Annotated in this window: 5 protein-coding genes; all 5 read left to right on the plus strand. The window is 65.4% G+C overall.

What is annotated here, in order from left to right; all coding sequences use genetic code 11:
* Window positions 1–93: 93 nt before the first annotated feature.
* Entirely contained in the window at window positions 94–8,718 is an 8,625-nt protein-coding gene (locus tag HU764_RS15740; protein ID WP_186703451.1) for a GH36-type glycosyl hydrolase domain-containing protein, read from the plus strand.
* Window positions 8,719–8,781: 63 nt separating this feature from the next.
* Window positions 8,782–9,513, plus strand: coding sequence for a Crp/Fnr family transcriptional regulator (locus tag HU764_RS15745; protein ID WP_186680546.1), 732 nt, complete (start codon window positions 8,782–8,784; stop codon window positions 9,511–9,513).
* A 399-nt stretch (window positions 9,514–9,912) separates the two neighbouring features.
* Entirely contained in the window at window positions 9,913–10,434 is a 522-nt protein-coding gene (locus tag HU764_RS15750) for a sigma-70 family RNA polymerase sigma factor (protein ID WP_099454554.1), read from the plus strand.
* Entirely contained in the window at window positions 10,431–11,405 is a 975-nt protein-coding gene (locus HU764_RS15755; protein ID WP_186703452.1) for a FecR domain-containing protein, read from the plus strand. The genes HU764_RS15750 and HU764_RS15755 overlap by 4 nt, the downstream gene beginning before the upstream one ends.
* 174 nt (window positions 11,406–11,579) lie before the next feature.
* The gene (locus HU764_RS15760; RefSeq protein ID WP_186703484.1) at window positions 11,580–13,919 is read left to right on the plus strand and encodes a TonB-dependent siderophore receptor; all 2,340 of its coding nucleotides are present in this window, start codon (window positions 11,580–11,582) and stop codon (window positions 13,917–13,919) included.
* Window positions 13,920–13,951 lie beyond the last annotated feature (32 nt).

Below are 13,951 nucleotides of genomic sequence, written 5' to 3' on the forward strand. Positions count from 1 at the left end.
CCAGAGCGGGTCTGTTCGCTACCGAACAGACCCGCGATGCCCGCGCCGCACACACTACTTACTAGACCGGCCAGCTCACGGCACCCGACACCTATGGACAACCCTTGGCTTAGCGCACTCAGCTACGTGCAACGCCTGGCCAACCGCGCCCGGCGCTGGCGCGCGCCACGGCACGCGTTCACCTACGAAAGCCTGCTGCGCTCGGAGCTGTACAGCGCCAAGCAACTGGCCGAGCACGGCACCTGGCTCGCCAGCCAGCACCGCTTGAGCCAATTGCCTGCCGACGATTCGCTGCTCGACCGCCTGGCCGATAACGAACGCATGCTCTACGCAAGCTGTACTGCCCTCGCCGCCGCCCTGCCCGACTCACGCCCAACGCTGCCAGCCGCGCAGTGGCTGCTCGACAACTTCTACCTGGTCGAAAGCCATATCCGCATCGCCAAACGCCACCTGCCCAGCGATTACAGCCTGCAACTGCCCCGACTGGACAATGGCCCCTCGAACGGCTTGCCGCGGGTCTATGACATTGCACTGGAAACCATCTGCCACGGCGACGGCCGGGTGGACGTCGAGAGCCTGAGCCAATTCGTCGAGGCCTATCAGCAAACCGCCACGCTGACCCTGGGCGAGCTCTGGGCGATCCCGATCATGCTGAGGCTGGCGCTGATCGAGAACCTGCGCCGCGTGGCCGCCCGGGTCATGGCCAACGGGGCGGACCGCGACCTGGCCAATGGCTGGGCCGACACCCTCAGCGAAACCGCCGAACGCGATGCCAAAAGCGTGGTGCTGGTGGTGGCCGACATGGCCCGCTCGGAGCCACCGATGACCGCCGCCTTCGTCGCCGAGCTGGCCAGGCGGCTGCAGGGCCACAGCAGCGCGTTGACCCAGCCACTGGCTTGGATCGAGCAACTGCTGGGCGAGTCGGCAATGAGCATTGAGCGCCAGGTGCAGCTCGATGCGCAACAGCAGGCCATCGACCAGGTCTCTATCAGCAACAGCATCGGCAGCCTGCGGCTGCTGTCGACCGTGGACTGGCGGCTGTTCGTCGAACACCTGAGCCATGTCGAGCAAGTACTCGGCCAAGACCCCGCCACCGTGTACGCAGCCATGGACTTCGCCAGCCGTGATCACTATCGGCACATCGTCGAACGGCTGGCGCGGCACAGCGCCTTCAGTGAAGAACAGGTGGCCCGCACCGCCATCGAACTGGCGCGTGCCGCGAGCGCGACGTCGCACCCACAGGCAGCCCATGTCGGCTATTACCTGGCAGGCGCTGGCCTGGCGTTGCTGGAACAGCACCTGGGGGCGCGGGTGGCGCTTGCCGAGCGCTGGCAGCGCCTGTTGCACCGGGCACCGCTGGCGTTCTACCTGGTGCCGTCGGCACTGCTCTCGTGCCTGCTGGCCTGGGGCTTCGTCGCGGGCATGGCAGCCGAGGGCTGGCCTGCCTGGGCAGTGGCGGCCATGGCCCTTCCCGTGCTGCTGACCACCAGCCGGCTTGCCATCGGCCTGGTCAACTGGCTGGTGACCCTGACCGTGAAGCCTGCGTTTCTGCCACGGCTGGACTACGCCGCGGGGATTCCCGCCGAGGCCCGCACCCTGGTCGTGGTGCCGAGCTTGCTGGGCAACGCGGCCGACGTCGAAGAGCTGGTCGAAGGCCTCGAGGTGCGCTACCTGGCCAACCGTGATGAGCACCTGCATTTCGCGCTGTTGAGCGATTTCATGGACGCCCCCACACAAGCCTGCGCCGAAGACACGGCCCTGCTCGACCTCGCCAGTGACGGTATTGGTGCACTGAACACAAAATACGGTGAGCGCTTCTTCCTGTTGCACCGGCCGCGGCTGTGGAACCCCACCGAGCGATGCTGGATGGGCCACGAGCGCAAGCGCGGCAAGCTCGCAGCGCTCAATGCCCTGCTGCGTGGACACGGGGCCGAGCGCTTCATACGCATCGTCGGCAACCTACGCACGCTCGATCAGGTGCGCTACGTCATCACCCTGGACACCGACACCCAGTTGCCACGCGATGTGGCACAGAAGTTTGTCGGTGCCATGCAGCACCCCTTGAACCGCGCCTGCTTCGATGCCGACAGCGGCCGAATCCAGTCAGGCTACGCGATCCTGCAACCTCGGGTCGGCATCAGCCTGCCCAGCGTGTCGCGCTCCACCTACGCCCGCCTGTTCGGCAGCGATGCCGGGGTCGACCCTTACACCCTGGCGGTGTCGGACGTGTACCAGGACCTGTTCCTCAGTGGCTCCTTCATTGGCAAGGGCATCTACGCCGTGGATGCCTTCGAGCGGGCCCTGGACGGGCGCTTTGCCGACAACCGTGTACTCAGCCACGACCTGATCGAAGGCTGCTACGCCCATGCCGGCCTGCTCAGTGACGTGCAGTTGTTCGAGGCTTATCCGGCGCGTTACAGCGCCGATGTAAAGCGCCGCCACCGCTGGATACGCGGTGACTGGCAACTGCTGCCGTGGCTGGTGCCGTGGCTGCGCACCGGCGTCGAAGGCCAGGCGCAGCGCCCGCTGAGCGCGCTGTCGCGGTGGAAGATCTTCGACAACCTGCGCCGCAGCCTGGAGCCGGCCGCGCTGCTGACGGCATTGCTGTGGGGCTGGCTGGCCAGCGCCACGCCGCTGCTGTGGACCGTCGCGCTGCTGGGCCTGCTGCTGACCCGCCCACTGCTGGACACGCTGCTCGAACTGGTGCGCAAGACCACCGATGTGCCGCTGGCCGAGCACCTGCTTGCCGCCCTGCACACCTCGGGCATCTACTTCGTGCGGGCCGGGTTGTCGCTGGCCTGGTTGCCGTTCGAGACCCGCTACAGCCTGGATGCCATCGCACGCACGCTGTGGCGGCTGACCGTAAGCAAACGCCGGCTGCTGCAGTGGAACCCTTCGCGGGAGGATGAACGCAACAGTGCCGATACCCTGCAGGCGGTGTATCGCGAGCAATGGGTACAGCCCGCCCTGGTGCTTGGACTGACGGGCGCATTGGCGATGCAACCCAGTGTCTTGGTGCTGGCCTCGCCCATTCTCGCCCTATGGCTGCTCGGCCCGGCCCTGGCTTGGTGGCTGAGCCGCACTCGGGGGCGCAGCGTGTTCGTACCGCAACCCCAGGACGTGCGTTTTCTGCACCGGCTGGCCAGGCGTAATTGGGCCTTTTTCGACCGCCATGTAGGGCCCGCCGACAACTGGCTGCCCCCCGACAACCTGCAGGAGCCACCCTTCCCCAGCATCGCTCACCGCACGTCGCCGACCAACATCGGCATGGCCCTGCTCTCGCACCTGGCGGCCCATGATTTTGGCTACCTGACGGCCGGCCGCCTGTTCCAGCGCCTGATCCAGATGCTCGACAGCCTGGACCACCTGGAGCGCTACAAGGGGCACTTCTACAACTGGTACGACACCCAGACCCGCGCACCCTTGCACCCGCTGTATATTTCTGCGGTGGACAGCGGCAACCTGGCGGCCCTGCTACTGACGCTGAAGCCCGGGCTGCTGGCGATGGCCGATACCCCCGTGCTCGACCGCCGCCTGAGCCAGGGCCTGCTGGACACGCTCGATATCCTGCACGAAACGTTCGCCACCGCAGGCCGTGCTGGCGAACCGCTGGAAGCGCTGGGCAAACAGCTGCGCCAAGCCCATGAGCAACCGGCCCCGTTGCCTGCCTCGTTGATGCAACAGCTCGCCGAGCAAGTACAAGGGTTGATCCAGCAATGCGCCCCGCCCACTACTGAGGCCGACGATTGCCTGTTCTGGCTGGAGGCCCTGCATCAGCAATGCCTGGACCTGGCTGGCGAACTTCACGCCTTGCAACTGCCACCCGGCAATGCGCCGGCGCTGCAGGCAGCGTTGAGCTGGCGCCAGCTTGCGCAGCTAGAGCCGGACGACTGGCCCGCCGACGAACGCCTGGCCGTGGCCACTGTCCGCACGCAGGCCTGCCAGCGCATCGAGCAAGCGCACAGCCTGGCGCAGCGGATCGCCGCCATGGCCAGCATGGACTTCAGCTTCCTTTATGACAGCCAGCGTGACCTGTTCGCCATCGGCTACAACGCCGATGAGCATCGCCTGGACACCGCGTTCTACGACTTGCTGGCCTCGGAAATGCGCCTGACCAACTTCGTGGTCATCGCCCAGGGCCAAGTCCCCCAGGCCAGTTGGTTCGCCTTGGGCCGGCTACTCACCAGCAATGCCGGCGTGCCGGTGCTGTTGTCGTGGTCGGGGTCGATGTTCGAATACCTGATGCCGCTGCTGGTGATGCCGAGCTACGAAGGCACCTTGCTCGACCAGACCTGCCGCGCCGCGGTCGAACGGCAGATCGACCACGGCAACCTGCTGGGCATCCCCTGGGGCGTTTCTGAGTCGGCCTACAACGCCCTGGACGCTCACCTGAACTACCAATATCGGGCGTTTGGCGTACCCGGCCTGGGCCTCAAACGCGGCCTGGGCGAAGAACGCGTGGTCGCCCCTTACGCCAGTGCGCTGGCCCTGTTGGTAGCGCCGGGCGCCGCCTGCCGTAACTTGCAGCGCCTTAGCACACTGGGGCTGGCTGGCCGCTTCGGGCTGTACGAAGCCATTGACTACAGCGAGGCACGGCTCCCCCCGGGGCAGAGAGCCGTGGTGATCCGCTCGTTCATGGCTCACCACCAGGGCATGAGCCTGCTGGCCCTGACTTCCTTGTTGCTGGGCAAACCCATGCAACGGCGCTTCACCTCCGACCCGCAATGCCAGGCCAGCCTGCTGCTGTTACAGGAACGCGTGCCGAAAACCGCCGCGCCCTACCTGCATACCCTGCAGGCACCGGCCGTGGACGCGGCAGGCCACGCAGGCGAAACCCGGCTACGGGTGTTCAGCGAACCGAATCGCCGCCACCCCGCCGTGCAACTGCTTTCCAATGGCCGCTATCACGTCATGGTCAACCATGTCGGCAGTGGCTATAGCCAGCGCCATGGCTTGGCCGTGACCCGTTGGCGCGAAGACGCCACCCGCGATGACCTGGGCAGTTTCTGTTACCTGCGGGACGTCGCCAGCGGTGCATTCTGGTCAACCACTTACCAGCCCACGCGGCACCGCGGCAGTAATCAGGAGGCTATTTTCAGCGATGGCCGCGCCGAGTTCCGCATCCGTGAAAACGACTTCGACTGCCATACCGAAATAGCCGTGTCCCCCGAAGACGACATCGAACTGCGGCGCCTGCACCTGACCAACCACAGTGACCAGCCGCGCACCCTGGAGCTGACCAGCTACGCCGAAGTGGTGTTGGCACCGGCGCTCAGCGATGCCCTGCACCCGGCATTCAGCAAGCTGTTCGTGCAGACCGAACTGGTCCGCCCACTGCAGGCCATCATCTGCACCCGGCGGCCGCGCTCGCAGCAGGACGCGGTGCCGTGGATGTGCCATGTGCTGGCCGTGCATGGTGCCGACATCGATGCGGTGTCTTACGAAACCGACCGTGCGCGTTTCATCGGCCGTGGCCGCACACTGGTGGCCCCGGCGGCACTGGACCGCCACACCGAGGCCTTGTCCGACAGTGCCGGGGCAGTGCTCGACCCCATCGTGGCAATTCGCTGCCGCATCAGCCTGGCGCCTGGCCAGAAGGCCACGGTCGACCTAGTCACCGGCGTGACCGACAGCCGCGACGCCTGCCTGCAGCAGATTGCCAGGTACCGCGACCGGCACTTGGCCGACCGGGTGTTCGACCTGGCCTGGCCCCATAGCCAGGTGCAGTTGCGACAGCTGAATGGGTCGCTCAACGATGCCCGGCTGTTCGAGCAGATGGCCGCGTCGGTGCTCTACCCCAACGCGGCGCTGCGGGCCAGCGGCGCCCTGCTGGCCCGCAACCGGCGCAGCCAGTCGGGCCTGTGGGGCCAGGGGCTGTCGGGGGACCTGCCGATCGTGCTGGTGCAGATTGCTGACCCGGCCAACCTGCACCTGGTCAAGCAAATGGTGCTCGCCCATGCCTATTGGCGGCAGAAGGGCCTGGCATTGGACCTGGTGATCTGGAACGAAGACCAGGCCGGTTATCGCCAGCAATTGCAGGAGCAGATCATGGGCATCGTCACCTCCGGCAGCGAGGCTGCGCTGCTCGATCGCCACGGGGGGATCTTCGTGCGCCCGGCGCAGCAACTGTCGGCAGAGGACCGCACCCTTACCCTGTCGGTGGCGCGGCTGGTGCTCAGCGACAGCCACGGCACGCTGGCCGAGCAGTTGCATCACCGCCGCACACCGCCCACCCCCGCCGCCTTCGAGGCGACCCTGACCTACCCCCCGAGCAAACTCGATAGTCGCTCGCTGGCAGACGCACCGGCGCGGATGTTGGGCAACCGCTACGGCGGTTACAGCGCCGATGGCCGTGAGTACCTCATCGCCCACGCTGATGGCCTGCCACCCCCGGCGCCGTGGGTCAATGTCCTGGCCAACCCACAATTTGGCAGCGTGTTGTCAGAGGCCGGCAGTGCCTATACCTGGTACGAGAACGCCCACGAATACCGCCTGACGCCTTGGCACAATGACCCGGTTTGCGACCCCAGCGGCGAAGCCCTTTACCTGCGTGACGAAGACAGCGGGCAGTGTTGGTCGCCCACCCCAATGCCTTGCCCAGGCCCTGGCCGTTATCGCACCCGGCATGGCTTTGGCTACAGCGTTTTCGAATATGCCGACGACGGCCTGGACAGTGAGCTGTGGGTGTATGTCGCACTGGATGCGCCGATCAAGTTCAGTCGGCTCAAGCTGCATAACCGCTCGACGCAGGCGCGGCGGTTGACGGTGACCTGCTTTGTCGAGTGGGTGCTGGGCGACCTGCGCAGCAAGTCGGCCATGCACGTAGTGACTGAAATCGACCCGGCCAGCGGCGCCGTGTTTGCCCGTAACCGCTATGCCGAAGCATTTGCCCGGCATGTGGGCTTTGTCGATTGCGACCTGCCCTTGTATGGCATTACCTGTGACCGCAGCGAGTTCCTCGGGCGCAATGGCGACTACCAGGCCCCGGCAGGCCTGCGCCAGGCGCGGCTGTCCGGGCGCACCGGCGCCGGGCTGGACCCGTGCACGGCCGTGCAGGTCAGCGTCCTGCTGCAAGCGGGCGAAAGCCGCGAGGTGGTGTTGCGCCTGGGTGCCGGGCCAAACGCCGAGGCCGCCAGCCACTGCGTGCAGCAATACCGAGGGCTGCGCGCGGCCCTGGACGCTCTGGCAAAGGTCCAGGCCTACTGGCGCGACACCTTGGGCAGCGTGCAAATCGAAACCCCCGAGCCGTCCCTGGATGTGCTGGCCAACGGTTGGCTGCTGTACCAGGTGATTGCCTGCCGCTTCTGGGCGCGCAGCGGCTTTTACCAGTCCGGCGGCGCCATCGGCTTTCGCGACCAGCTGCAAGACAGCATGGCCATGCTCCACGCCACCCCAGCCCTGGCCCGCCAGCACCTGCTGACGTGCGCCGCGCACCAGTATGCCGAAGGCGATGTGCAGCACTGGTGGCACCCACCGCTGCAGCGCGGGGTGCGTACCCGCTGCTCCGACGACTTGCTGTGGCTGCCGCTGGCAACCAGCCGCTATGTGGCACTGACAGGCGACCACGCAGTGCTGGACGAGCCGGTCGGGTACCTGCAGGGGCGTGCGCTGAATGCCGGCGAAGAGTCCTATTACGACCTGCCCACCCAGGCGAACCTGGTCGAGAGCCTGTACCAGCATTGCCAGCGTGCCCTCGGGCATGCTCTGCAATACGGGGTTCACGGCCTGCCGTTGATGGGCAGCGGGGACTGGAACGACGGCATGAACCGCGTCGGTGAACAAGGCCTGGGCGAAAGCGTGTGGCTGGGGTTCTTCGGCCACGAGGTGTTGCGGGCGTTCGCCAGCATCGCCCTGGGCCACGGCGACAGCGCCTTCGCCCTGCAGTGCAGCCGCCAGGCCGCCACCCTTGCCGAGCACCTGGAGCAGCATGCCTGGGACGGTGGCTGGTACCGCCGCGCCTGGTTCGACGACGGCCAGGTGCTCGGTTCGGCCAGCAACCAGGAGTGCCGCATCGACTCGCTGGCGCAGAGCTGGGCAGTGCTGTCCGGGGTTGCCCCACCTGAACGGGCGCGGGCCGCCATGGCCGCGCTGGACAAACACCTGGTGCGCCGCGACATCGGCATCGTCAAGCTGCTCGAGCCACCCTTCGACCACGGCGACCTCGACCCCGGCTACATCAAGGGCTACCTGCCCGGCGTACGCGAAAATGGCGGGCAGTACACCCACGCGGCCATTTGGGCGAGCATGGCCTATGCCAGCCTGGGCGATGCTGCCAAGGCCTGGGAACTGCTGCGCTTGATCAACCCGGTGCGCCAAGGCAGCAACGGATTGATCGACACCTACAAGGTCGAGCCCTATGTGATGGCCGCCGATGTCTACGCCGTGCCCCCCCACGCAGGCCGCGGGGGCTGGAGCTGGTACACCGGCTCCGCTGGCTGGATGTACCGGCTGATCGTAGAGAGCCTGCTGGGCCTGCAACGCTGCGGGGACACCCTGCGGATTCAGCCGCTGCTGCCAGCGGACTGGCCCGGCTACACCCTGCACTACCGATTCGGCAGTACCCCGTACCGCATTGAAGTACGCAACGGCGCTAATGCCGAACTGACCTTGACCCTCGACGGCCAGCGGCTGACCCAGGCGGTGCTGCCGCTGAAGGATGATGGCGTACTGCATCAGGTGATCGCCGAGTACCAGCCGTCACCCTTGCCCATCAACTGAGGCAGCACGTGCTCGCAGGGGCTAACCTTATGCTGATAGACGCTGCCCTCGACGGTCCCGAGCATGCAATCTACGTTCAATCCCCGCCAAAATCACCTGTTGGCCGCTCTGTCTGCGCAGACGTTCGGCCGGCTGGAGCCGCAACTGGAACGGGCCAACCTGCCGCTTGGCAAGGCGCTCTACGAGTCCGGCGACACCCTGCGCCACGTCTACTTCCCCACCGATGCCATCGTTTCGCTGTTGTACGTGATGGAGAACGGCGCCTCGGCAGAAATCTCGGTGGTGGGCAATGAAGGGCTGGTTGGCATCGCCGTGTTCATGGGCGGCGAAAGCACCCCAAGCCGGGCGATCGTGCAAAGCGCCGGGCACGCCTATCGCCTGCCAGTTCAGCGTCTGAAGGACGAGTTCAACCGCCATGGCGAGCTGATGATGCTGATGCTGCGCTACACCCAGGCCTTGATCACCCAGATGGCGCAAACGGCGGTGTGCAACCGGCACCACTCCATCGACCAGCAACTGTGCCGCTGGCTGCTGCTGTCGCTGGACCGCCTGCCGGGCGACCGGCTGTGCATGACCCAGGAACTGATCGCCAACATGCTGGGCGTGCGCCGCGAAGGGGTGACCGATGCCGCTGGCAAACTGCAGCGGCTGGGCGTGATCGAATACAACCGGGGGCATATCAGGGTGCTCGACAGGGCACACCTGGAGCAGCTCAGTTGCGAGTGTTACGCGGTGGTCAGGAAAGAGACCGAACGCCTACTTCCCTACCTGCCGCCTGTACGTCCTGCCATTTAGCCAAGCGTTACGGCCTGATTTTCTGCTTCGGCTGATAGCTGTACCGCTCTGCCGCAGAGGCTCTGGACGGGTCGGGATGGCCGGAACCTCTTTGGCTTTCCGTCGGCGTCTGTACCTCGGTATCGTCTTCATCTTTCCCGGTTGGCCAGTCTTCGCCGTGCCCTGGTTCGACAGCGGGGGCATCAGCCTCTGTGAAGCGCTTGCCAGTGGTCATACACACCTCTCAATGCTCAGAAGATCTGAGCTACAGCCAGTGTGCGCCTTCCCGGTGGGCAGCAGTTTTATATCGGACCAAAGACCGCCAAGGCATTTGCCGCGCGCCTGTTGCAGGGGTGCCCAAGCCGTATATATGATAAGCATTATCGTTTGCAACAATAACCCCTGCTGCGGCCGCACTCCATGCTCCCTTCCCCTGATCCCCTTCTGTGCGATGTGGCCCTGCTCTATCGCCAGCAACACAGCTGGCTGACGCGCTGGCTAAGGCTGCGGCTGAACTGCTCGCAAAGCGCAGCGGACCTGGCGCAAGACACCTTCCTGCGCCTGTTGAACAAACAACACGTGCCACAGTTGCATGCACCCCGCACCTTCCTGGCCAAGGTGGCGCAGAGCGTCTTGTGCAACCATTTTCGCCGGCAAAAACTCGAACGCGCCTACCTCGAGGCGCTGGCGACACTGCCCGAACAGGTTGCGCCCAGCCTGGAAACTCAGGCCATCCTGCTGGAAACCCTGATCGCCCTCGACGCCGCCCTCGACGGCCTGGAGCGCCCAGTGCGCGAAGCGTTCCTGCTGTCGCAGGTGGATGGCTTGGGGCACGCGGACATTGCCGAGCGGCTGGCCGTGTCGATTACCACGGTGAAGCGCTACATCGTCAAGGCAGGCGCCCTGTGCATCATGCTCGATCACAGCCTGGACCTGCCATGAACGGCCAGGGCTCAGCGTCGATCCCGGGTGAGGTGGCCGAGCAGGCCATGCACTGGCACCTTGAACTGCAGGAGCCGACCGTCAGCGCTGCCACGCTGGCCGCCTGGATGAGCTGGCGCCAGGCGCACCCGCTGCACGAGCACGCCTGGCAACGGACCCAGGTGTTCGCCCAACGCATGCAGGACATGCGCAGCCCAGGCCAACGCCCCTTGGCCCACGCGGCGCTGCGCCAGCAGCCGTCGCGGCGCACGGCGCTCAAGCAACTGTCGCTGCTGATGGCCGCAGGTGCCGGCGCCTGGTACCTGAAAGACGCCGCGCTGGTACAAGACTGGCGCGCGGACTACCACAGCCGCATCGGCGAGCAACGGCGCTTGACGCTGGCCGATGGCACCCAGGTACAGCTGAACACCGACAGCGCCCTTGATGTGGCATTCGATCACCAGGCCCGCCGCTTGCGGTTGCTGCGTGGCGAGATGCTGATCAGCCGCTCGCCACGCGCCGATAGCCGGCCGCTGTGGGTGGACACCGTGCATGGCCGCCTCGCATCGACACTGGCGCAGTTCAATGTGAGGCTGCACGCCGAGCTCACCCAGGTCAGCGTGTATCAGGGCAGCTTGTCGGTGCAACCTGCCTTGCAGCCCCATCCCCCCCTTCTGCTGAGTGCCGGGGAGCAGGCCAGCTTCAGCCGCCAGGGCGTGCTCGACCGTCAGCCCGTGCCCCCCGTTGCCCCTGCCTGGAGCCAAGGCATGCTGGTTGCCCAAGGCCAACGCTTGGCGGCCTTTCTCGACGACGTCAGCCGCTATCGCCGTGGGCACCTGGCCTGCGACCCCGCCTTGGCGGACCTTCGTGTGTCAGGCACGTTCCCGCTGGATAACACCGAAAAGATCATCGCCGCAGTCGCGGACACCTTGCAGCTCGACGTGCAGCACTTCACCCGCTACTGGGTGACGTTGAAGCCGCGAATGGCCTGACGCAAAAAAAAAGTTGCGCAGAGGTGGTCCGATTTCGCGTCTCACGAGACTTAACCCTCAGCACTTCAAATCAATGGGGGAACACTCGTGAATCGCACCGCACGCAAACGCCAGGGCTGGCAGTTATCGGTTACGCAAAAACTCGCCGGCGCAGTGGTCCAGGGTATCGCTTGCATGAGTGCAAGCGTCCCGCTGCTGCTGACGCCCGGCTGGGCCACCGCTGCCGAGCAGGCGCAGGCCGATTTCGATATCGCTGCCGGCCCACTGGCGCCCGCATTGGCCCGCTTTGGCCAGACCGCGCACATTCTGCTGTCTTACCCCACGGCATTGACCGAGGGCCGCAGCACCAGCGGGCTGCAGGGCCGTTTCGATGTCGACCAGGGCCTGGCGATGCTGCTCGCTGGCACCGGGCTTGAAGCCAGCCGCGGCGTCAACGGCAACTATTCGCTGCAAGCCACTGCCACGGGGGCCTTGGAGCTGAGCGCGGTGTCCATCTCTGGCAAGGCGCCGGGTTCGACCACCGAAGGCAGCGGGCTCTACACCACCTATTCGTCGAGCAGTTCCACGCGCCTCAACCTTACCCCTCGCGAGACCCCGCAATCGCTGACCGTGATGACCCGCCAGCGCCTGGATGACCAGCGCCTGACCAACCTCACCGACGCGCTGGAAGCCGCGCCAGGCATCACCGTGGTTCGCGATGGCCTGGGCTCGGAGAGCGATTCGTACTGGTCGCGCGGGTTTGCCATCCAGAACTACGAGGTCGACGGTGTGCCGACCAGTACCCGCCTGGACAACTACTCGCAGAGCATGGCGATGTACGACCGCATCGAAATCGTGCGCGGCGCCACCGGCCTGATCAGCGGCATGGGCAACCCCTCGGCGACGATCAACCTGATCCGCAAACGCCCCACCGCCGACGCCCAGGCCAGCATCACCGGCGAAGCGGGTAACTGGGACCGCTATGGCACCGGTTTCGATGTGTCCGGGCCGTTGACCGAAACCGGCAACGTGCGGGGGCGCTTCGTCGCCGACTACAAAACCGAAAAAGCCTGGATTGACCGCTACAACCAGCAATCGCAGCTGATGTATGGCATCACCGAATTCGACCTTAGCGAAGATACCCTGCTGACCGTGGGCTTCAGCTACCTGCGCAGCGACATCGACTCGCCGCTGCGCTCCGGCCTGCCTACGCGCTTCACGACCGGTGAACGCACCAACCTCAAGCGCTCGCTCAATGCCGCGCCAGGCTGGTCGTACAACGATCACGAGCAAACCAGCTTCTTCACCTCCATCGAGCAGCAACTGGGCAACGGCTGGAGCGGCAAGGTCGAGCTCACCCATGCCGAGAACAAATTCGACGAGCTGTTCAACTTTGCCATGGGTGAGCTGAGCCCGGAGGGCAGCGGCCTGACCCAGTTGCCCGTGCGCTTTTCCGGCACCCCGCGCCAAGACAACCTCGACCTGTACGTCACCGGCCCGTTCAACCTGTTCGGGCGTGACCATGAGTTGATTACCGGCATGACCCTGTCCCAATACCGGGAAAGCACCCCAAGCTGGGGCGGCTGGCGCTATGACTACGCCGGCTCGCCAGCGGGTGTGATCGACAACCTGTTCACCTGGGACGGCAAGTCTGCCAAGCCGGACTTCGTCGAAAGCGGCAAGTCATCGATGGACGAAGACCAGTACGCGGCGTACCTGACCTCGCGCTTCAGCGTGACCGACGACCTCAGCCTGATTCTTGGCAGCCGCCTGATCAACTGGAAGCGCGACACCTCGGACAGGCCGTATGGCGGCGACGAAACCGAAGTGAACCGTGAGGAAAACGGCGTATTCATCCCTTATGCCGGCGTGGTCTACGACCTCGACGACACCTGGTCGCTGTACGCCAGCTACACCAAAATCTTCAATCCGCAGGGCTCGTGGGTCACCGACGAGAGCAACAAGCCGCTCGACCCGATGGAAGGTGTCGGCTACGAGATCGGCATCAAGGGCACCCACCTCGATGGCAAGCTCAACTCGAGCCTCGCGGTGTTCAAGCTGGAGCAGGACAACCTGGCCATCTGGCAACACGACAACGTCTACAGCGCTGAACAGGACACCACCTCCAAGGGCATCGAACTGGAGCTGAACGGCGAGCTGGCCGAAGGCTGGCAAGCATCGGCCGGCTATGCCTATTCGGTGACCACTGACGCCGACGACCAGCGCATCAACACCAACCTGCCGCGCAACAGCTTCAAGACCTTCACCAGCTACCGGCTGCACGGGCCACTGGACAAGATCACGGTCGGCGGTGGGGTGAACTGGCAGAGCAAGGTCGGCGCCGACCTGCACACTTTCAGTCAGGGCAGCTACGCGGTCACCAACCTGATGGCGCGCTACGACATCAACCAGCACGTGAGTGCATCGGTGAACCTGAACAACGTGTTCGACCGTGAGTACTACAGCCAATCCGGCCTGTACGGCGTTTATGGCACGCCACGCAATGTAATGACGAGCTTCAAGTACAGCTTCTGATTCGGGCCACAGACACGTCAAATCCCCGCTCA

Origin of the sequence: Pseudomonas kermanshahensis (assembly GCF_014269205.2) — a bacterium.
In the GTDB taxonomy this organism is placed as follows: Bacteria; Pseudomonadota; Gammaproteobacteria; order Pseudomonadales; family Pseudomonadaceae; genus Aquipseudomonas; species Aquipseudomonas kermanshahensis.